The organism is Methanobacterium paludis, from assembly GCF_000214725.1.
GTDB lineage: Archaea > Methanobacteriota > Methanobacteria > Methanobacteriales > Methanobacteriaceae > Methanobacterium_C > Methanobacterium_C paludis.
In genome coordinates, this window is the sequence record NC_015574.1 from 2,004,203 (window position 1) to 2,023,712 (window position 19,510).

At 35.5% G+C, this 19,510-nt stretch carries 21 protein-coding genes and 2 tRNA genes; 11 read left to right on the top strand and 12 right to left on the bottom strand.

What is annotated here, in order from left to right:
- The 5 genes from porA to MSWAN_RS09435 all read left to right on the top strand — a co-directional run bounded on the left by porA (position 1) and on the right by MSWAN_RS09435 (position 4,268).
- Positions 1–1,155 (top strand): pyruvate synthase subunit PorA, encoded by a 1,155-nt coding sequence (gene porA, locus MSWAN_RS09415; protein WP_013826415.1) that lies wholly within the window; start codon positions 1–3, stop codon positions 1,153–1,155.
- Entirely contained in the window at positions 1,156–2,019 is an 864-nt protein-coding gene (porB, locus tag MSWAN_RS09420) for a pyruvate synthase subunit PorB (RefSeq protein ID WP_013826416.1), read from the top strand. It begins immediately after the preceding gene.
- Between the two features lie 6 nt (positions 2,020–2,025).
- The gene (locus tag MSWAN_RS09425) at positions 2,026–2,532 is read left to right on the top strand and encodes a 4Fe-4S dicluster domain-containing protein (RefSeq protein ID WP_013826417.1); all 507 of its coding nucleotides are present in this window, start codon (positions 2,026–2,028) and stop codon (positions 2,530–2,532) included.
- 2 nt (positions 2,533–2,534) lie between these two features.
- The gene (locus MSWAN_RS09430; protein WP_013826418.1) at positions 2,535–2,966 is read left to right on the top strand and encodes a 4Fe-4S dicluster domain-containing protein; all 432 of its coding nucleotides are present in this window, start codon (positions 2,535–2,537) and stop codon (positions 2,964–2,966) included.
- 462 nt (positions 2,967–3,428) lie between these two features.
- Entirely contained in the window at positions 3,429–4,268 is an 840-nt protein-coding gene (locus MSWAN_RS09435) for a fumarate hydratase (protein WP_013826419.1), read from the top strand.
- Positions 4,269–4,544: 276 nt separating this feature from the next.
- Here MSWAN_RS09435 and phoU read toward each other — a convergent pair whose 3' ends face one another.
- The 8 genes from phoU to MSWAN_RS09475 all read right to left on the bottom strand — a co-directional run bounded on the left by phoU (position 4,545) and on the right by MSWAN_RS09475 (position 10,935).
- Positions 4,545–5,207, bottom strand: a complete 663-nt coding sequence (gene phoU, locus MSWAN_RS09440) for a phosphate signaling complex protein PhoU (protein WP_013826420.1) — start codon at positions 5,205–5,207, stop codon at positions 4,545–4,547.
- Between the two features lie 3 nt (positions 5,208–5,210).
- A complete protein-coding gene (locus MSWAN_RS09445; RefSeq protein ID WP_013826421.1) occupies positions 5,211–5,681 on the bottom strand; it encodes a DUF2226 domain-containing protein in 471 nt (156 codons plus the stop codon).
- Between the two features lie 9 nt (positions 5,682–5,690).
- Complete coding sequence (locus tag MSWAN_RS09450) at positions 5,691–6,359, bottom strand: phosphate signaling complex PhoU family protein (RefSeq protein WP_013826422.1); 669 nt, start codon at positions 6,357–6,359, stop codon at positions 5,691–5,693.
- A gap of 96 nt (positions 6,360–6,455) precedes the next feature.
- Entirely contained in the window at positions 6,456–7,211 is a 756-nt protein-coding gene (gene pstB / locus MSWAN_RS09455) for a phosphate ABC transporter ATP-binding protein PstB (RefSeq protein WP_013826423.1), read from the bottom strand.
- Position 7,212: 1 nt separating this feature from the next.
- A complete protein-coding gene (pstA, locus tag MSWAN_RS09460) occupies positions 7,213–8,076 on the bottom strand; it encodes a phosphate ABC transporter permease PstA (RefSeq protein ID WP_048188433.1) in 864 nt (287 codons plus the stop codon).
- 24 nt (positions 8,077–8,100) lie between these two features.
- Entirely contained in the window at positions 8,101–8,976 is an 876-nt protein-coding gene (gene pstC, locus MSWAN_RS09465; protein WP_013826425.1) for a phosphate ABC transporter permease subunit PstC, read from the bottom strand.
- Between the two features lie 211 nt (positions 8,977–9,187).
- Positions 9,188–9,985, bottom strand: coding sequence for a sugar phosphate isomerase/epimerase family protein (locus MSWAN_RS09470; RefSeq protein WP_013826426.1), 798 nt, complete (start codon positions 9,983–9,985; stop codon positions 9,188–9,190).
- Positions 9,986–10,119: 134 nt separating this feature from the next.
- Complete coding sequence (locus MSWAN_RS09475; protein ID WP_048188076.1) at positions 10,120–10,935, bottom strand: phosphate ABC transporter substrate-binding protein; 816 nt, start codon at positions 10,933–10,935, stop codon at positions 10,120–10,122.
- A 186-nt stretch (positions 10,936–11,121) separates the two neighbouring features.
- Between MSWAN_RS09475 and MSWAN_RS09480 the strand changes: the two genes are divergently transcribed.
- Together MSWAN_RS09480 and MSWAN_RS09485 are read left to right on the top strand one after the other, a co-directional pair.
- A complete protein-coding gene (locus MSWAN_RS09480; RefSeq protein WP_013826428.1) occupies positions 11,122–11,901 on the top strand; it encodes a citryl-CoA lyase in 780 nt (259 codons plus the stop codon).
- Positions 11,902–12,190: 289 nt separating this feature from the next.
- A complete protein-coding gene (locus tag MSWAN_RS09485; protein ID WP_013826429.1) occupies positions 12,191–12,574 on the top strand; it encodes a DUF2085 domain-containing protein in 384 nt (127 codons plus the stop codon).
- Positions 12,575–12,728: 154 nt separating this feature from the next.
- On the opposite strand, the gene MSWAN_RS09490 is transcribed toward MSWAN_RS09485, so the two are convergent.
- The 4 genes from MSWAN_RS09490 to MSWAN_RS09505 form a co-directional block, all read right to left on the bottom strand.
- Positions 12,729–13,631, bottom strand: coding sequence for a phosphate signaling complex PhoU family protein (locus MSWAN_RS09490; protein WP_013826430.1), 903 nt, complete (start codon positions 13,629–13,631; stop codon positions 12,729–12,731).
- Positions 13,632–13,636: 5 nt separating this feature from the next.
- On the bottom strand, positions 13,637–14,269 hold the full coding sequence (locus MSWAN_RS09495) for a hypothetical protein (protein ID WP_013826431.1): 633 nt from the start codon (positions 14,267–14,269) through the stop codon (positions 13,637–13,639).
- Positions 14,270–14,745: 476 nt separating this feature from the next.
- Positions 14,746–14,817: transfer RNA gene (locus MSWAN_RS09500), tRNA-Thr, on the bottom strand.
- Between the two features lie 78 nt (positions 14,818–14,895).
- A tRNA-Leu gene (locus MSWAN_RS09505) sits at positions 14,896–14,979 on the bottom strand.
- Positions 14,980–15,532: 553 nt separating this feature from the next.
- Here MSWAN_RS09505 and MSWAN_RS09510 point away from each other — a divergent pair.
- The 4 genes from MSWAN_RS09510 to MSWAN_RS12530 all read left to right on the top strand — a co-directional run bounded on the left by MSWAN_RS09510 (position 15,533) and on the right by MSWAN_RS12530 (position 19,302).
- Positions 15,533–15,724 carry a 4Fe-4S dicluster domain-containing protein gene (locus MSWAN_RS09510; RefSeq protein ID WP_013826432.1) on the top strand — a complete coding sequence of 64 codons (192 nt, stop codon included), beginning with the start codon at positions 15,533–15,535 and terminating at the stop codon, positions 15,722–15,724.
- A 10-nt stretch (positions 15,725–15,734) separates the two neighbouring features.
- The gene (locus MSWAN_RS09515) at positions 15,735–16,892 is read left to right on the top strand and encodes a geranylgeranyl reductase family protein (RefSeq protein WP_013826433.1); all 1,158 of its coding nucleotides are present in this window, start codon (positions 15,735–15,737) and stop codon (positions 16,890–16,892) included.
- 205 nt (positions 16,893–17,097) lie between these two features.
- Positions 17,098–18,465, top strand: coding sequence for a HEAT repeat domain-containing protein (locus MSWAN_RS09520; RefSeq protein WP_013826434.1), 1,368 nt, complete (start codon positions 17,098–17,100; stop codon positions 18,463–18,465).
- Positions 18,466–18,723: 258 nt separating this feature from the next.
- Positions 18,724–19,302, top strand: coding sequence for a methylated-DNA--[protein]-cysteine S-methyltransferase (locus tag MSWAN_RS12530; RefSeq protein WP_013826435.1), 579 nt, complete (start codon positions 18,724–18,726; stop codon positions 19,300–19,302).
- Positions 19,303–19,510 lie beyond the last annotated feature (208 nt).

The window sequence follows — 19,510 nt, forward strand, 5'->3', positions numbered from 1 at the left end:
ATGGTTCTTAAAGTGATTTCTGCAAACGAAGCAATAGCAGAGGCTGTAAAACTTGCAAAACCGAATGTTATTCCTGTTTATCCCATAACCCCTCAGACAACTATTTCTGAGCACCTTGCAAAGTTCGTTGCAGATGGAGATATAGATGCAGAGTATATTAGAGTTGAATCAGAACACAGTGCAATAAGTGCATGTGTCGGTGCCTCCGGTGCAGGTGTAAGAGTTTTTACAGCAACATCATCACAGGGGTTAGCATTAATGCACGAAATATTATTCGCAGCTGCTGGTTTAAGAGCGCCAATAGTACTTGCAGATGCAAACAGAGCATTATCTGCCCCATTGTGCATATGGAACGATCAACAGGATTCAATATCACAAAGAGATGCAGGATGGATGCAAATCTATGTTGAAAACTGTCAAGAAGCACTTGATTCCATATTACTTGGTTACAAAGTTTCAGAAAACCACGATGTGTTACTTCCAAGTATGGTGTGTCTGGATGGTTTCATACTTACCCACACAGTTGATCCGGTGGATATACCTTCAGCAGAAGATGTTGACAAATTTTTACCGTCATATAAACCAGAACATGCATTCCTTGACCCTAAACAACCCATGTCAATAGGTTCATTTACTGACCCTGATTATTACATGGAAGCAAGGTACGCAATGGAACTGGCAATGGAACGATCAAAAGACGTTATAGCCAAAGCCAACAAGGAGTTTGCAGAGATATTCGGAAGAGAATACGGTTTTGTTGAAAAATACAAATGCGAAGATGCTGACATAATCATCGTTGCAATGGGATCAGTTTGCAGTACAATAAAAGATGCTATAGACGACCTCCGTAAGAAAGGTGAAAGAGTCGGTTTACTGCGTGTCAGAGTTTTCAGACCATTCCCAGTAGATGAGATACACGATGCCTTAAAAGGTGCTTCAAAAGTTGCAGTTATTGATAAAAACATCTCATTTGGAATAGGTGGAGTTCTCTACAACAACATCAAAGCCAAAATGTGTGATGTTGAATCTTATGGATTTATTGTGGGACTTGGAGGACGTGACATAAAACCTTCAACCATACGAGATATAGTCGATAAAACCAAAAACCCAACAAAAGACATAGAGTGGATAGGAATTAAAGAGGAGGAGCTTTAAATGGAGATAAGTGAAAAAGAATTTCTTGCACCAGGACACAGGGCATGCGCTGGATGCGGCGCCACCATAGGCGTCAGGCTCGCGCTTAAAGTGCTGGGTGAAAACACTGTTGCAGTATCTGCAACAGGATGTTTAGAAGTTGTAACAACACCTTATCCTGAAACTGCATGGAGAATTCCTTGGATTCACGTTGCATTCGAAAACGCTGCAGCCGTTGCATCCGGAGTTGAAGCAGCATTTAAAACCCTTGGAAGAGATTCTAACATAGTGGTCTTTGGTGGAGATGGTGGAACAGTTGACATAGGACTTCAAGCACTATCTGGAGCCATGGAAAGGGGACATAACATAATTTACATTTGTTACGATAATGAAGCTTACATGAACACGGGTATACAGAGGAGCGGTGCAACACCCTACGGCGCATCAACAACAACCTCACCTGCAGGTAAGCAAAGTTTCGGTGAGGACAAACCAAAAAAGAACATGCCAATGATAATGGCCGCCCATGGAGTGCCTTACGTTGCAACAGCATCAATAGCATACCCTGAAGATTTCATGAATAAGGTTAAAAAAGCATCAGAAGTTGATGGACCAGCATATATTCACCTCCACCAACCATGTACAACAGGTTGGGGTTACAAACCTTCAAAAACCATAGATATGGGAAGGTTAGCTGTTGAAACCGGTTCATGGATACTTTATGAAATTGAAGAAGGTGAGTTCAAGGTTACATACAGGCCAATGCAAAGAAAACCTGTCAATGTATATCTTGAAGCACAGAAAAGATTTAAACACTTAACAGATGAGGAAAAAGCCAGGATTCAAAGCCTTGTGGATTCTATCTGCACTGAGCTTAAAATATAGGGGGACATGACCTTGAAAAAGATACTGATTCAACCGGACGTCTGCGACGGTTGCGGGGATTGTGAAGAGGCCTGTTCAAAGATTTACGGCATATCAAGGATCAGTGTAAGGGAAATTGATGAATCACACTATCCTATAGTCTGCCAGCAGTGCGAAGACGCCCCATGCAAAATGATATGTCCCACAGAAGCCATAGAAGAGGAGATCACCTCTGAAAAATGCATAGGCTGCGGACTATGTATGATGGTCTGTCCATTTGGAGCCATATCAATGCATGATAGAAAGGCCCATAAATGTCATCAATGCCCTGACTTCGACACACCTGTCTGTGTAAAGGCATGCTCCAAAAGAGCCATTGCAAAGGTTGATACAGACAAAATGAAGGTCGAAAAACAGAACATGCATATCAAGAAACTCTCAGGACTCGGTAAAAAATCAAAGAAAAGTTTTGATAGGGTAAATGTCTTGACAGCTCATACTAGAGGCAGAAAGGTTCTGCAGAAGGAGGTCTAAAGATGAAAGAACTCGTTTCACGACCTGAACTGTGTGAGGACTGTTCCAGATGCGAGAGGGTCTGCCCTCAAAACGCAATAAGAGTTATAAATGGTGTGCCAGTTCACTGCCTGCACTGCGCAGAGGACAGAGCTCCTTGCAAGGCAGTTTGCCCTGAAGATGCCATAGTTGAAGTTGACGGTGCAATCATCATAAATGAAGATGACTGCATAGGTTGCGGTCTCTGCAAAGATGCATGCCCAATTGGAGCTATTTATATTAATGAATCAGGAATTGCCAAAAAGTGCAACCTTTGTATAGACAAAGAAGTGCCACTTTGTGTTGCTGCCTGTCCAACAGAAGCACTTAAAACAGATTCAACGGATGTTTTATCTGGTAAAAGGGATAGGATCGCCAAGGAACTTGAAAGGGTCAAATTGATCATGAAATACTAGGAAATTCAAGGATTCCTTCTCTTTTTTTCTTTTAATATCTTTTTTAGTCATTATCTAAATTTATCTAAAATTTCCTTTTAAACTTAATTTTAATAAATACTTTCTAATCTTAACTTTTTTTTATCAAATCATATACCTTTTTAATCTTAAATTCTCTAATTTCAATCTTTATTTTTTTAAAAATCATTTTAAACTTATATCTTCTCTAAAAATTGTTTTTATGTTTTATTCTTTGGATAATTTTTAATTTTAAAAGACAGTTGAAATAGATTTGAAAAACATCCTAAAAAAATATCATTTGAAATTAAGAGTTTTATAAAAATTAAAAAATAAAGTTAAGATTTAATTAAATCTTAAAAAAATTAAAAAAAAATATATTTCATTAAATTAAAGCTTTTATTAAATTAAAGTAAATTTGGAATTAATTACTATTTATTTAAAAAGTTAAAACAATGATTCAAAATGATCACAACAAAACAAGTTGAGGAAACCATATCCCGCATTTATAAGGAAGCTGTTATACACCTTCCAGAAGATGTGAAACAAGCTTTGAAGGATGCATACGAAAATGAAGATGATAAAACAGCACGTTTAAACCTTAAAACCGTGCTGGACAATATTGATGCTGCTTCGGAAGATGATATTCCCATGTGCCAGGATACAGGTCTTCCAATTGTTTTTGTAAAACTTGGAAAGGTTGAAGTTGAAAACCTTTACGAAGGAATAAGAAACGGTGTTGAAAGGGCAACAAAAGAGGTTCCCCTGCGCCCAAACGTTGTGGATCCCCTGACCCGTGAAAACACAGGCAGTAACGTAGGAAAAGACATACCTCAAATAAACGTGGAGCTGATTGATGGAGATTATCTTGAATTAACAGTTTTCCCAAAGGGATTTGGCTCAGAAAACAATAACGCACTCAAAATGGCCCTTCCCGGTGAAAGTGTTGAAGGGATAAAAAAATTTGTGCTTGAAACTGTGAACAATGCAGGTGGAAAACCTTGCCCACCTACCATAATCGGCGTGGGGATTGGTGGCTCCTCAGATATGGTGATGAAGCTCGCCAAAAAGGCACTGCTGCGATCTGTAGGGGAACATAACCCAGATCCAAGGTTGGCAGAGCTTGAAGATGAGCTTCTGGAACTTGTTAATGCCACTGGCATCGGTCCAATGGGTCTTGGCGGTAAGACAACAGCTCTTGATGTTAAAGTTGAACTTGCAGATACCCATACCGCGGGTTTACCTATTGGTGTCTGTATTCAGTGTTGGGCTGGAAGGCATGCAAGTGCGATTTTACGGCCGTAAACTCTTAATTAACTTTTTTTAGCTTTAATTTTTATTATAAACATTTAAAAATAAAAAAATGTTTATTTTAATGAACTTAATTAGTGATTTCATTTTTTTAATAAATTTCAAACTCAATTTATTTAATGAAAGTATAAAAAAAACTATGAACTTATTAATTAAAACTAAATAAAACGTTAAAAAGGATTAGGTTAAAAATAGAATAAAAAAAGAGAAAATCAAAAAGAAGTAAAAGAAAAAAATTTTATTTTTAAGTTAACTTCTTGATCAAAGCTCTTAGGGTTTTTCGCATGTCAACATGAATATGGTTCTGTCGCCTATGTTTTCTGCACGATCTGCGATCCTCTCAAGGAACCTTGCAACAAACAATATATACACCATGTAGGATATAGCATCCTTCTCTTGGAACATGCTTTTGGTTATATCCTGAAGGGCTTTATCAAATAAATCATCCACCATGTCATCGTCATGGTGAAGTTCCCTGGCAAGGTCCATGTCTTGTTCCAAAAATGTGGTTAAACTTTTACTCACCATTTTCTCCACTATATCAGCCATATCCTTAAGGTCATTCATTGGTTTTTGTGGGATTTCCTCGTCTTTTATGTGTCTTGCAACCTCTGCAATGTTAAATGAGAGATTTCCCATCCTTTTAAGATGACCTCCTACTTTAACACAAGCCTCAATGAACCTTAAATCTCTTGCAACAGGTTGTTCGGCAGCTATTACTCCCATTGCATCATGTTCAAGGTGATAATTCATTTTATCTATTTTTTCATGCGCCTTGGTAACCTTTTTCACCAGATCCTCATCATAACTGGAAAAAACAAGTATGGCATTTTTATACGCCTCAATGGTTGTTTCACCCATTTTTCCCACTTCTTCCCTCAAATCATTCAGTCTTTTACGGAATAGTACCCTTGGATATCTTTTTTTCTGCATATGCTATCCTCCACCTATTTTGGATCTATAATCTTCTAATAAATTTTCAACATCAATTTCAGATGGTTCATTTATCCTATACTTCGACAACAAGTCTTTTCTATTAATGGAATCTTCCCTATCAACGACCTCATTTAACTTAAACCTATTTAATATCACGTCAATTTCCACTGGTAAAGATAATTTAGACTCCTCGTTAAGTTCAATAATTGTTTCAAAGAGATTTGAATCAATTTCATAAATTTCAATTCTCGATTCATGCTCAATTTCTATCAATTTCAATGCTTTATTCTCGTAACATTCTTTAAAAGACTCAATATTAAAACTCCATGCCCCAACAACCAGCATCTCCTTCAGAAATATTAAAAATTCATTACCTTTAGTAAGGACTCTCAAATATCCCAGTGAAGGCAACTGTGATTTTTTTAAATTTCCCTGAATTACAAGGTTTGGTTCATTGGATGGAAGCCACATATTACTAGTTCACCTCATCAAGAAGTTATAAAACATTTTATTATGCATAACACGTTTTCCAACAATTGAATAAGCTATTCTATCTGCCATTCCCATTATATGGTGTCCCATACTCAAGAGATTCCTTCCAACAAGGATCAGGTAACTGTGTGAACTATCATGTGTAATTTCACTGTACTCTGAAAACATTTGATTATAAAAACTTTGTACAGAAACGTAGCCTTTAGTGGAACGTTTTAAAAGCTGTAAATCCTCATTTAAAAGGGAACCAACCCCATCTTGCAACATGCTCTGGACTGTTTGGGACATAAAGGTGATGTGTGGTGGTTTATGATAGTTTAAACCCTTTTCCGCGGAATCTATACTGTATCTCGCTATATAAGCCGTGAGATCATTTATTCTTTCAAGTTCTATAGATGTTCTAAGGAGTGCAGCTCCAAACCTCAAGTCCTTTGCAATTGGCTGGTGTAATCCAAGTACTTTAAGACATTCATGCTCAATACTGTAACTTTCCTTGTTTATTTTATCTGTGAATTCTATTACCTCTCTTGCCAAGGCCACATCATCATTTAAGAAACTTTCAACAGATTTGTTTATCCGGACAGTTGTTTCATTACTGTAACTCAGGATATCTTTGCTCAAATTCATTAGTTTGTTTTCAAGGACAATACCAAACATCAGCACACCTTTAAAACTTATAAAGCTATAACTTGCTTAACCCTACTAAAACCTCATAAAACTTATTAAATTTATTAAGTTCTTTTGTTTATTTTATCACCCAAATCTGCCAGTTATATAATCTTCAGTACGTTTATCCTCAGGTTCTATGAAGAGCTTATCTGTACGGCCACTTTCAACAATTTCTCCATTAAGGAAAAATGCTGTGTGTTTTGAAACCCTTGTTGCCTGCTGCATATTATGAGTCACGATGATAATTGTATAATCCTTCTTCAATTTGTGGATCAAGTCTTCGATCTTGGTTGTTGAAATAGGGTCAAGTGCTGAACAGGGTTCATCCATCAATATAACTTCCGGAGAAACTGCTATCGTCCTTGCAATGCAAAGTCTCTGCTGCTGACCACCGGAAAGTCCCATTGCAGATTTGTCAAGTTTGTCTTTAACTTCATCCCAAATTGCTGCAGCTTTAAGACTTCTTTCAACTGTTTTCTCGATTTTATCTTTATCTTCAACTCCATGTATCTCTAAACCATAAGCTACATTTTCAAATATGGATTTAGGGAAGGGGTTAGGCTTTTGGAAGACCATGCCCACTTTTTTACGGAGTTCCACAACATCGACTTTCGGATCGTAGATGTCTTCACCATCAAGGAGAACTTTCCCTTCCTTTTTAAACATTGGTATGAGGTCGTTCATCCTGTTTAAAGTCCTTATGAATGTAGATTTACCACATCCAGATGGTCCGATGAGTGCTGTAACTGCTTTTTCAGGTATTTTAATATTAATATCTTTTAAAATATGCGCTTCATCAAAGTAAACGTTTAAATCTTCTACTTCTATTATTTCCGACATTTTATCGCCCCATCATCTTTTTTGTGTACCTTTCAACCAGAGTGTTTGTGACAATGGTTATTCCTAATATCAAAATAACCAGTACTGCGGCTGTTCCATAAGCATTTGGTAAAGATATGCCTTCTGTGGCCAATATGTACAGGTGCAGTGGTAAAGGTCTTGCAGGGTCAAACATTGAAATTGGTACGGAAAGTGCTGCTCCAACTGTGTATAAAATCGCAGCTGTCTCCTCCATAGCCCTTGCCATACCAAGAATTATACCCGTAGTTATACCAGGAATTGCGGCAGGTAAAACAACTTTATATATAGTTTGCCATTTGGTTGCGCCCAATGCAAGACTTCCCTCCTTGTAAGCTTGTGGTACTGTCTCAATTGAAACTTCAGCAGTTCTTAGTATCGTTGGAAGCGCCATAAATGATAGCGTAAGAGCTCCTGAAATCACAGACCAACCCAATCCAAGGAATACAACAAAGAAAGCCAGTCCAAAAAGACCGAACACAATAGAAGGTATGGAGGCCAAGGTTTCAGACCCAAACCTTATTAACTTTACGAGTCTACTTTCACCAGCGTACTCTGAAAGGAAAACTGCAGCCCCTACACCCAGAGGTGTTGCAACAACCACGGCTATGAAAGTTACATAGAAAGTTGACACTATCATAGGGAATATACCACCAGATCTACCCGAATCTATTGGATCACTTAGAAGGAAGTTTAAATTCACAACAGGCAGGCCCTCAAATAATATGTAACCTATGATGACTATTAAAATGAAAATTGTAAATAGTCCAGATCCCCACAGCACTGCGTTCATGACCTTCTGCGAATTATTGGGGGATAATATTTTAATCAAGATTAAAACCTCCATCTGCAAGTTTTCTTAAGCCATTTATCATAGGTATCCGCCCCCAATTGTAACCTTCTTTTTGTAGTGGATGTAGTTGGCTATCAATAGCAAAATTATTATCATTCCAAATAATACTATACCCGTTGCAAAAAGTGCGTTATAATGTAAACCTGTTGCATAACCCATTTCAAGTGCTATGTTTGATGTTAAAGCTCTCACTGGATCAAATATTGAACCCGGAATCTGTGCAACGTTTCCTGTAACCATTATGACTGCCATTGTTTCTCCTATAGCCCTTCCCATACCCAGAATAATTGCAGTTATGACACCTGGAAGTGCTGCAGGAAAAATAACCTTCCGGATTGTTTGCCATTGGGTTGCACCAAGAGCGAGAGAAGCTTCTTTGTACTCAACCGGGATCGATCTGAAAGCATCTTCAGATATGCTTGTTATGGTAGGAAGGATCATAATGGTTAGGAGTATGGAAGCTGCTAACATACTGAATCCCGATCCCCCAAAATACACCCTCATAATAGGTACAAGGACTATAAGCCCAAAAAATCCGTATATAACAGATGGTATTCCTGCAAGTGCCTGTATTGTAGGAGTTAAAATTCTCCTCATTTTATCCGGGGCTACTTCTGCCAGGAATAATGAACATAAAATTGATAATGGCACACCCATCAGGAGCGCCAATGCAGTTATACCTAATGTGCCTATTATCATAGGGAAAACACCATAAAATCCATTTGTAGGATCCCAGTCCATTCCGAAAATAAAATTCAAAATTCCTACCTGCTGCAATGCAGGAGCTCCCTGCTGGAAGATGAATGCTACAATAAGGACAATTATAGCAATAGATGATATTGCCGTTATGAAAAGTGCTTTTTCTACTAAAATTTCATCCCATTTCTTTGCCATCTAAACACCTCAAAGATGTCAACTCAAGACAACATCTTTAATCTCTTTTGATTTTGTTTTTGATTTGGTCAGTCTAATTCTATTTTGTAATAGTTTTAATCAAATAATTATCGCTTATCCAGTGGTTATTTGTTACCTTAACCAATAGATTGAGTTAAATTTATAGCTTTGTTAAAATGTAAATTTATAGTTTTGTTAAAATGATGATTCCTCAATGTACGGGGTGGCATATCTCTGCAAGTGAGGAGTGTAAAATTGAATATTTAATGTGTGGGACTGATCTATTCTCTAATGTAATGAAAATATCCTTATCTTCCACAAGTCTAAGCAAAGCGTTCAAATCTAGTTTTCCTGTTCCTAAAGGTAGATGATCCCTTCCAAAATCATCAAAATCATGCACATGGATTCCAATAAGATTATCTCCAACAGTTTCTATCATTTTGTTTAGAGATCCTCCTAAACGACCTAAATGGCCAACATCCAAAACAAATGAAACTTTATCATCCGTAAATTCCATTATCTTTTGAGCATCAGTCTGGTCCTGGAATATGTAATGATTTAATCCTTCCGAACACTGGTTTTCCAGACCTATTTTAACGCCAAAATCCTTTGAAAAATCTGATATCATATTATAAGCTTCTGCAAATCTTTCATAACCTTCATTTAATGCTTCTTTAGAACTGTCATGACTTTGTATCCATCCACAGTGCAGAACTGCATTTTTTATGTTGAGATCGTAACAAACACCAAGATCTCCGAGAACTCCTAAAATGTTCCTTTTCCATTTCCTTTCATCAGTCTCTGCCAAATTGTAGGGATAAGATACATGTAAATTAGAGTTTAAATTGTAAATATCAAGAAGATCATTGATCTTATTGATTTCTTTTTGTGGAGGTATCCATTCTTTACCAATTTCCACATAATCAACACCTAAAGAATCTAAAAAGCCAAAAAAAGATTCTATTGAACCTTGAAAATTGTTGTAAAGTGCTACACCGACTTTTTTCATTTGTTCACCGTCTATTCACAAATTTTTTATAAAATTTTAAAATTAAAGTTAAATAAAATATTTTAGTATGGGAATGTTCATGTAATGGAATTGCCCATATCATGAAAATTCACCATACTAGTTATTATATTCTATTACGAGGTCATAGGAGTTGCGCCGGCTTGTTTAACTATTGCCTGACCCTCTGAACTCATTGTCCAATCTATGAAGTCTTTAACTACACCTGTTGGTGTTCCTTTAGTTAAGAACAAGAATGGTCTCTGTACCTTGTATGTACCATCTGAAACTGTCTGTTCTGAAGGAGCTACACCATCAATTGTTAATCCTTTGACATCACTGGTTACACTTGCTAAGGACATGTAACCAATTGCATCCGGATTTCCTTTAACTGATTGTAGTATGGCTTCTGTTGAACTTTGTACTATTGCTGATTTAATAATGCTGGTTCCATTTCCACCCATTATTAATTTTTGGAATGCATCTCTTGTACCTGAACCGTCTTCTCTGGTTATAACGCTTATACTTCCGCTACTTCCACCAATCTGACTCCAATCAGTAACATTACCTGCAAATATAGATTTTACTTGAGCACTGGTTAAGCTTGTAAGATTGTTAGCATTGTTTACCACAATTACAATACCATCTTTTGCAATTTGAGTCTGGTTCAGTCCCTCTGCTTCAGCAGGTTTAAGTGCTGATGAAGATGTACCAATTTGTGCTGTACCCTGTTTAGCACTCGTAATTCCAACAGCAGAACCTCCACCTTGGACAGTTATCTTAACATTTGGATGTTCCTTCATGTAAGCCTCAGCAAGTTTTTCTGCAACAGGTTGTACAGATGTTGATCCTGCTATTGAGATCTTCTGCTGATTTGAAGACGCAAAAATCATATACGCACCCACTATAACGATTAGGGCTATTACTATACCTATTATATATTTTGACTTCATTTTTATCACCACAATTAGTAGTCCTCCCTTTGACTATTTAAAGATTACCATTTGTGTATAGATTAACACATTTAGTGAACATAACATACCTTTTAGGTCCTTAAGCATACTGTAAATACACATTTTGTGATCAATACTGTGCAAAAAGGATAAATTTAAATATGTTTTCATCTATTAAATTCCAACATGATAACAGAAGAAGTATTGAGGGGAATGTTCAAACCAAGGCAAAGCCCGTGGAAAACTTCCATAACCAAGGTAGAGCCCAACAGATTAACAACAAGAGGACACCTTCAGGAAGATTTGATTGGCAACATATCATTCCCTGAAATGATATATTTGCTTATAAAAGGGGATATGCCTTCAGAAAATCAAAAAAAGATGCTTGAATCCGTTCTGGTATCATTCTGCGACCATGGCATAACACCTCCCAGCACACAGGCAGCAAGGTTAATGGCATCTGCAGGATCACCTGTAAACGCATGCATAGCCGGAGGAATCCTTGCATTCGGACAGAATCATGCAGGAGCAATAGAAATCGCCATGAAAACTCTCCAAGAGAGTGTGAAACTTTCAAAAATGTGCAACAGAACCGTAAATGAAACTGCTGAAAGTATAATGACAGATTTCAGAAGTATTGGGAAAAAAATACCAGGTTATGGGCACAGGTACCACACAGAAGATCCCCGGGCAAAAAAACTCATAAAACTTGCAGAAAAGTATGGTTGTTACGGGAAACACCTCAAACTTGCAGTCAAAATCGAAGAAATTCTATTTGACAATAAAGGAATTAAAATGAATATAGATGGCGCAAATGCAGCTATATTATCAGATATGGGGTTGAACTGGAGATTTGGCCCAGGAATATTCATAATTGGAAGGGTTCCGGGTATTTTAGCCCATGTAACTGAAGAAATGGAAATTGAAACACCCTTTAGAAAGATGATGGAACTGGATGAATTTTAATTTTTCTAAATTGATTTCCAGCTTATTTTGATATATAACCAATATTGCAACTTTTTAGGGAAATTATTCTGATTTTATTTATTTCACTTGATAATTACTTTTATTTGAATTTAATTATTAGAATTATTTAAAAAATATTTTATGCAAAATCAGTAATAAGATTATTAATTATAATTTATCAAACTCAAACTTCTTAAACGAGTCAATCAGGTTAATTTCCAATTTAAACCCAAACTATCTAAAATAATAATAAATAGTAAAACAAATGTAAAAATCTAAGGATACCAAAATGGCTGCAAAAATCAAAAATAACTGGAAAAAAGATTCTACAGAGCAATCTGAATTAAAACTTAAGAAAGTTTATATATGCCACCGTATCCCTGAAAGAACATTCAAAATTGGAAACCATTATTTTCCAGTTTGTTCAAGGTGTACTGGCCTTTATATAGGTGCTTTTTCTTACTTCCTATTTGTGTACTTCTTTTATGTGCAGTATTCCATCGCCCTGATTTTATCGGCAGCAGCTATGGTAACTCCAACCTTTCTCGATGGCTTAACTCAGTTTTTGGGTTTTAGAGAAAGTAACAACACCCTAAGATTTGCAACGGGTTTAATCGGAGGTTTAGGGCTTGGAATTCTTGTAAAAGCATTTAAATGGTTTTTAATAAGTTAAAATAAATATTAAATGCATTCTTCAATGTTTTTGTAAAACATGGGGCATTCAGCAAAGAATTGAAACATGAGATCAAAAAGATTGAAAAAGATGAATGAAAAGGATAAAAAAAGAATGATTCCTTCTCTTAGGTTAATAACTTAAAGATCCAGAATTAATCTTTAGAAATCCTTCTGAAACGTTCCGGTGTTGTTGTACGGGGAATATTCCTGTAGAACTCCCCTGAAGCATCTACTATCTCAACAGAAATATCTCCAATCCTCTCAAATGCCTTAACAACCCTTGAAAGTGAAAGGTAGTAAGTTGAGCGGTCCTTATCCACAATATCATCTTCAGCCATTAAAATAGCCATGTTATTCAATGCCTTCTTCTGCAATGCGTGGATTTTCTCCTCGTAATCCATTACTTTATCTTTAAGGTCAAGTTCCTCATTTAAAAATGCTTTTACCGAATATTTAACCATTTTTCTGGATGTTTTAAACATTGATTTCAATATGCTGACCATCTCCTCATCAACTTCATAACATCCATTCAAGACGAAGTTTGCAATGTGACCTGTGTGGTCTGCTATTCTTTCCAGATCGTAGGCAATTTCGCTGAAGATCATGGTCTTGCTGAACTCTGAGTAAGGGTTTATGGATATAACTGTGTCAACAGATGAACGAACCTTCTCATGCATGTTATTTGAAACATAATCCATTTCCAGGGCTTTGGTGGCCATATCCTTGTCATATTTTTCGAATGATTCAAATGACATGTCGAACTGTTCACAGACATGTTCTGCCATGTTCTTCAACATTTCCTTGATTAAGTAAGTCCCTGCATGTTCCCTTGAAGTTTTCTCCTCGTTGAACATCTCGGAGAATTCATCAAACTTCTTCAAGTCAAGGATGTACGCCCTCCTAACAACTCCCCGTTTAACAAGGGGTTGGAGAAGTTTTGTTACATATCTTCTTGATAATCCAAGTTTGTCTGCAATTTCATCCTGTGTGGATGGATTTTCATGAAGTATGACATCAAGCACAGATTTAAGAGTGCTATTTGCTTTATTTACCATTTATATCACATTATTTTCCGTCTCGTGTGTTTCTTAACAGTTTTTTTATTAATAGTTTTTTCATTTGTGAGGGTCACAGCTTCTTTTGCTATGGCCAATATAACATAGGAAAGTGCTGCAATAACCAATAGGGAAATCAAAACACCGGACTCAGCACATATCATAGAGTATAAATTTGTTATAGGAGTATTAAGATCAGAAAATCCTCCTAAAAGTTTTATTACTCCAACTCCTAATAATACGTAACCATAACTCGCTTTTATATTATCCGGTTCTAACAAAGGATATATTCCCATTACTATGAGCCCGAATCCAATGGATCGAAATAGGTTCCCTCCAGTTGCATGCTCGAGTGTTCTGAAAAGATACTCTGGCTTCCAGTATACAGATGCTAAGAGGTACAAAATTTCAACAGCTACTATAACTATGAGCGGGAATATATAAACAATTTTTTTTGTATCCACTCTTTTAGTTTTAACCCCTTCAAGAGGCTGTTTAAAGATATGTGTCATTAACTGATACAACATAGACCCTAAAACAGCCCCAATAATTGTTCCTCCTACACCGAGCATAGCTGTGGTGTATGCAACCAGCCCCGAGATAACCCCAGCCATTACTATATCTAACATCTTTGACATTTTATCACTTCAAAAAAAGTTAATTCTATTTAAACATTCTTTTTTTTAGTTTTTTTTCTTTTTAGCTTTTCTTTTTAATTTTTTATTTTTTTAGTTTTATATGACATCAAATTCAAGATTTTTTGATATAAGAATATTTCTGCTACTTGATTCATGGATTAAAATCCTTTAAAAATTTATCTTCAAGTTAAAAAAATGATTTCAAATCCCTTTAGTAAATTGAAAAAAATAAATCCTTAAAATTGATCAATTGTGAATTTTAAATTTGAATTTAAGTTTTTGAATTTGAAAGGTTTAAAATTTTTGGTTAAAATTATCTTATTTGAATTATTATATATTTTTAATAACTATTCATATCTATTGTTTTTATCTATTGATAACCCAAAAAAATTGTTTAAAAAATAAAAAGAGATAAAACACGGTAAGAATTTAGGAAATTCGATTTAAAAACTCAAAAAATCCAAATCCAAAAATTAAGCCTTAGGGGGGAATTGAACCCCCGACCTATGCCTTACCAAGGCATCGCTCTACCCCTGAGCCACTAAGGCAATATTAAACATTTATAAGAATTTATTTATTGTATTTTAATCTAATTAATGGTAAAATTAGATATTAACAAATTTAAGTGCAGGGGATGGGATTCGAACCCACGTAGGCCTACGCCAGAGGATCTTAAGTCCACCCCCTTTGGCCAGCTCGGGCACCCCTGCATATGACGCATACATCGAACTTGGTTAACGTTCTATATTAAGTTAACGGTTTCACCAAGGATTTCACCATTTATCTAATTTATATCATCTTAAATATAAATACAACTGTTAAATCTTAAAATATCATATAAAAAGTTTTAAATATTATTCACAAGTAAACAAAACCATGTTTTTAGAAATATTAATGAAATTTAACAAATTTGAATAATAACAATCCGATTTAAGAGTTTAAAACGATTTTATGAAACTTCAAATTTATGATTTATTAATGGGATGAATGTAATTTAATAAGGGCTTGAAGGAGATAATTAAGAGATAGTTAATAATATCTTAGAAATATCCTTGAGATTTGCAAATAAACTGCAAAATACCATATAGAATAATCTTAAATCAATTAGATCAAAGATTAATTAATATCAAAATTCAGCACAAAATATCAATAAACTCAATACAAAATTCATTGATTGTTTCCACTATTATTATCTATGCGATGGATCATTAAATTATAGCTAGAACATAAAACTTCATTTATATTTTAACAGACTTGATTTAAATGAATATCATAACAGAACGTTGCGGATACTGTGGTGCATGTGTTAGTGTGTGCCCTAAAAACATCCTGGAACTTAAAGAAGACAGAGTATATCTACAAGAGGGATGTGAAGAATGTGGATCATGCGTAAAAGTATGCCCTCTTGGAGCCCTGGAAGTTGGGTCCAGAATAGAAAGGAGAAATACTAAATAGGTGGCCCAAAATGGATAAGATGAACTATGATATCGTTGTTGTAGGCGGTCGCATTGCAGGATCAATTTCCTCCCTCTTCGCATCAAAAAATGGTGCAAATGTTTTGATGATTGAAAAAAGACAGGAAATAGGGACTCCTGTCCAGTGCGCCGAAGGCACTACTCTTGGAACATTTGAAACCCTCGAGATGAAACCCTCCCAGAAATATATCTGCTCAAATATAGAAGGGGCAAATGTACATGCACCAGACGGCAGAGTTGTTAGGGTAAAAAACGAAACAACGAAAGGTTACATTTTAGAGAGAAAAATCTTTGATAAAGAGCTTGCCATTAAATCAGCGAAAGCAGGAACTGACATAATGGTTAAAACCATTGTAAAAGACCTGATAATTGACAATGGTAAGGTCTGTGGGGTTGTTGCAAACCATCTGGGTGAGACTATAGAAATAAAGGCAGATGTTGTCATAGCAGCAGATGGGGTAGAATCAACCATAGCAAGAAAAGCAGGTTTAAAAACCACTAAAAATACAAAAGATATATGTTCATGCGCTCAGTATGAACTGGTTGGTCTGGATGTTGATCCTGAGTTTCTGGAATTTTATTTCGGAGAGAAAACAGCACCGGGGGGTTATGGATGGATCTTTCCAAAAGGTGAGGGCATTGCAAACGTTGGTCTGGGTGTAAGGGGCTCTGCAGAAACTGCTTACCATTATCTCAAAAAGTTCACCTCAAAATTTGATGCAACACCCGTTGAACTCAATGTAGGGGGAGTACCATTATCAGGACCAGTTAAAAAAACATTTACAGACGGTTTAATTGTTGTTGGAGATGCTGCAGGGCAGGTTGATCCCGTAACTGGAGGCGGGATACATTCAACTGCTTCTTGTAGCAGAATAGCGGGTGAAGTTACGGCAGAAGCTGTCAAAAAAGGAGATACAAATTCAAAATTCTTAAAAAGGTATGATGATCTTTGCAGAAGTAAATTAGGAAAAAGTTTGGAGTTATCACTTAAGTATCGAAAAATAGCGGATAAACTCACAGACAATGACATGAATTCCCTTGCAGAATTTTTAGAATACAGTGATTTCAATTCAATTTCTAAGATATCTGCTCTCAAATTTTTAGGAAAACATCCAAATCTTTTAAAGCTTCTAAAAGATATTTTGTAACTTTGATCCGGATATTTTATGTTAGATAATGCATTTCTAGATCACCTATAAATTAAAATATTTATTTTTTTATTTTCTTGAAGTACATGAATAAATTAAAATAATACACTCAATATAATTATATGGTGTGTATTTTGATCTTGTAGACGGGTTATTTTGATCTTGTATGATGTGTTATTTTCTTGTTGGAGTGGGGTTATAACATATGGAACAGTACAACAGTGCTTTTGAACCAGATATAGATGATATGCGAGAAAAAAAGGATGTAAACGGTTTAATTAAGGCCCTTAAAAATGATGATCTTTTAATAAGAAAAAATGCATCCATAGCTTTGAAAAAAGTTGGAGATGAACGGGCTGTTGAACCCCTGATAAAATCTTTAAGATATGAAAAGTGGCAGGATGAGTATATCATTTTGAGTACTGTAAGAGAAAATTCAGCTGAAGCAATTGGAATAATAGGGGATAAAAGAGCTGTTGAACCTTTGATTAATGCATTATTTGAAGATGTGGATGAAAATGTCCGGTGGAAGGCTGCATATGCCCTTGGAAGTATAAGTGATAAATCTGCAGTAAAACCTCTGATCGAAGCCCTTAACGATGCCCGATGGGTTGTAAGAGGACATGTAGCCAACGCTCTTGGAAATATAGGTGATAAATCTGCAGTAGAACCTTTGATAAGTGCCCTTAACGATGAGGACTGGCACGTCAGAAAGTACGCAGCCGTTGCCTTGGGTAACATGGGTGATGAAAGAGCAATCTCTTATTTAGTCAAAGCCCTTGAGGATGAAGATGAAGACGTACGGAGTAGATCCATAGTTGCCCTTGGAAATATGGGCGATACTGCAATCGAACCTCTTATAAACGCTTTTGAAGATGGAAACTGGTGTGTGAAAGGGAAAATAGCAGAAATTTTTGGAAATACAAATGATGAAAGATCTGTTGGACTTTTAATCAATGCCCTCAATGGTAAAAATAAAAAGGGTACAAATAAGTATGTACGGGGAAAAGCTGCTGAGGCTCTGGGAAAAATAGGCGACCAAAGAGCTGTTGAACCTTTAATCAAAGCACTTGATGAAAAATATATATATGTGCGGCTTAAGGCAGAAGATGCACTTGAAAGGATTAGATCCGCTGGAAAAGTATTTTGGATAATGCATTATGACGATGGTGAAATATCCTTTGATTATCCCACAAGTTGGGAAGTCGTAGAACATATGGATGAGAAAAAGATAATAAAAGGAAGCTGTGCAAACAGTGCATTAACCTTTTCTATCAACAGGCTCGAAGATGTAAGTGATGTCAGTCAAGAAGAATTTTCAGAAATATTGAAAAACGTTTTTTTAATTCAAAACAGCAAGATCCTATCAAGTACAACATTTAAAGCAAATGGTATGGACGCTTATTTATTACTTGGAGAGAACCCCCACGTGTCTATGACAAAAATAATGATTATTGCATTTAAAAAACATGACTTACTGTATTATTTATGGTTTTCAGGAGAACCCGGAATTTTTAACACTTTGAATGGAGATATAGATCTTATAGTTGAAAGTTTCAGGATACATAGATGAACTAAACACATAGACAACTTTAAAATTAATTTTTCAAGTTTTTAGTACTAAGTTTTTTAGTACTTAATTTTCAAATTTATTATCTTAATCTTTATTAATTTTAATTTTCGTTCATTTCTAAATTGATCCAATTTTTCTCATTTCTCCATTTTAAAAAAAATCTTCTGTAGAATATCTTAAATAAAAAGAGAACTTACCAAAAAATAGACATGAACAGATTTCATAACTTAACACAAATTTTTACAAACGAGGAATTAAATGGATGAAAACAACACCCAAATCATGATTTCTACTTACAAGTACAAAAACCTTTATTTTGCAGTTGGAGTTTCAAAAGCTGGAAAAATCGTGTGGATAGCACTTCCACAGGAAAATGAAAAGGATGCAATAGCTGATATCTTAAAACTGTATCATCCAGATCAAAATATCCAGTTTGAGGTATCAAACAAGTATACAGACATTGCTAAAAAGGTATGCAGAGTTTACAATGGAGAAGATGTTAAATTTCATTTGGACTCCCTTGATTTGAATGTTGATAAATCAAAAAGATCAAGCATTAAAACTCAATTTGAAAGAGATGTTCTCCTTGAAGTTGCTAAGATTCCTTATGGAGAAGTTAGAACTTATAAACAGATCGCCGAGGAGCTTGGAACCAAGGGTTATCGTGCTGTTGGAACAGCTGTAGGCAAAAATCCATTCCCAATAGTCATACCATGCCATAGGGTCGTGAAATCAGACCTGAGAATCGGGGAGTATAGAGGTGGGAGTGAAATGAAAAATGAAATCCTAAAAAATGAAGGAATTAAAATAAATGGGGACAAGATCACGAAAAAATGAAATTACGACTTAACAAAAAGAAAAGAAAAATTAAAAATTAAAAATTAAAGAATGAATTAAAATTTTTGAAATTAAGGAATTCTATTTAAATCTCAAATAAATTTACTTAAATAAATTATCTTTAATAATTAAACAAATAAAACTTAAAAATTAGTTTAAAAAATAGTTAGAGGTAAAAAAGTAAAAATCCTCTGAACTTTTTCTAGAT

Coding starts and splice junctions, on each gene's coding strand:
- MSWAN_RS09495 (WP_013826431.1), bottom strand. CDS start 14,269: ATGTCAAAGATGTTAGATATAGTAATGGCTGGGGTTATCTCGGGGCTG.
- phoU (WP_013826420.1), bottom strand. CDS start 5,207: ATGCAGAAAAAAAGATATCCAAGGGTACTATTCCGTAAAAGACTGAAT.
- porB (WP_013826416.1), top strand. CDS start 1,156: ATGGAGATAAGTGAAAAAGAATTTCTTGCACCAGGACACAGGGCATGC.
- MSWAN_RS09470 (WP_013826426.1), bottom strand. CDS start 9,985: ATGAAAAAAGTCGGTGTAGCACTTTACAACAATTTTCAAGGTTCAATA.
- MSWAN_RS09450 (WP_013826422.1), bottom strand. CDS start 6,359: ATGTTTGGTATTGTCCTTGAAAACAAACTAATGAATTTGAGCAAAGAT.
- pstA (WP_048188433.1), bottom strand. CDS start 8,076: ATGGAGGTTTTAATCTTGATTAAAATATTATCCCCCAATAATTCGCAG.
- MSWAN_RS09435 (WP_013826419.1), top strand. CDS start 3,429: ATGATCACAACAAAACAAGTTGAGGAAACCATATCCCGCATTTATAAG.
- MSWAN_RS09485 (WP_013826429.1), top strand. CDS start 12,191: ATGGCTGCAAAAATCAAAAATAACTGGAAAAAAGATTCTACAGAGCAA.
- MSWAN_RS09425 (WP_013826417.1), top strand. CDS start 2,026: ATGACCTTGAAAAAGATACTGATTCAACCGGACGTCTGCGACGGTTGC.
- MSWAN_RS09515 (WP_013826433.1), top strand. CDS start 15,735: ATGGATAAGATGAACTATGATATCGTTGTTGTAGGCGGTCGCATTGCA.
- MSWAN_RS09490 (WP_013826430.1), bottom strand. CDS start 13,631: ATGGTAAATAAAGCAAATAGCACTCTTAAATCTGTGCTTGATGTCATA.
- MSWAN_RS09520 (WP_013826434.1), top strand. CDS start 17,098: ATGGAACAGTACAACAGTGCTTTTGAACCAGATATAGATGATATGCGA.
- MSWAN_RS09475 (WP_048188076.1), bottom strand. CDS start 10,935: ATGAAGTCAAAATATATAATAGGTATAGTAATAGCCCTAATCGTTATA.
- MSWAN_RS12530 (WP_013826435.1), top strand. CDS start 18,724: ATGGATGAAAACAACACCCAAATCATGATTTCTACTTACAAGTACAAA.
- pstB (WP_013826423.1), bottom strand. CDS start 7,211: ATGTCGGAAATAATAGAAGTAGAAGATTTAAACGTTTACTTTGATGAA.
- porA (WP_013826415.1), top strand. CDS start 1: ATGGTTCTTAAAGTGATTTCTGCAAACGAAGCAATAGCAGAGGCTGTA.
- MSWAN_RS09430 (WP_013826418.1), top strand. CDS start 2,535: ATGAAAGAACTCGTTTCACGACCTGAACTGTGTGAGGACTGTTCCAGA.
- MSWAN_RS09445 (WP_013826421.1), bottom strand. CDS start 5,681: ATGTGGCTTCCATCCAATGAACCAAACCTTGTAATTCAGGGAAATTTA.
- MSWAN_RS09510 (WP_013826432.1), top strand. CDS start 15,533: ATGAATATCATAACAGAACGTTGCGGATACTGTGGTGCATGTGTTAGT.
- pstC (WP_013826425.1), bottom strand. CDS start 8,976: ATGGCAAAGAAATGGGATGAAATTTTAGTAGAAAAAGCACTTTTCATA.
- MSWAN_RS09480 (WP_013826428.1), top strand. CDS start 11,122: ATGATAACAGAAGAAGTATTGAGGGGAATGTTCAAACCAAGGCAAAGC.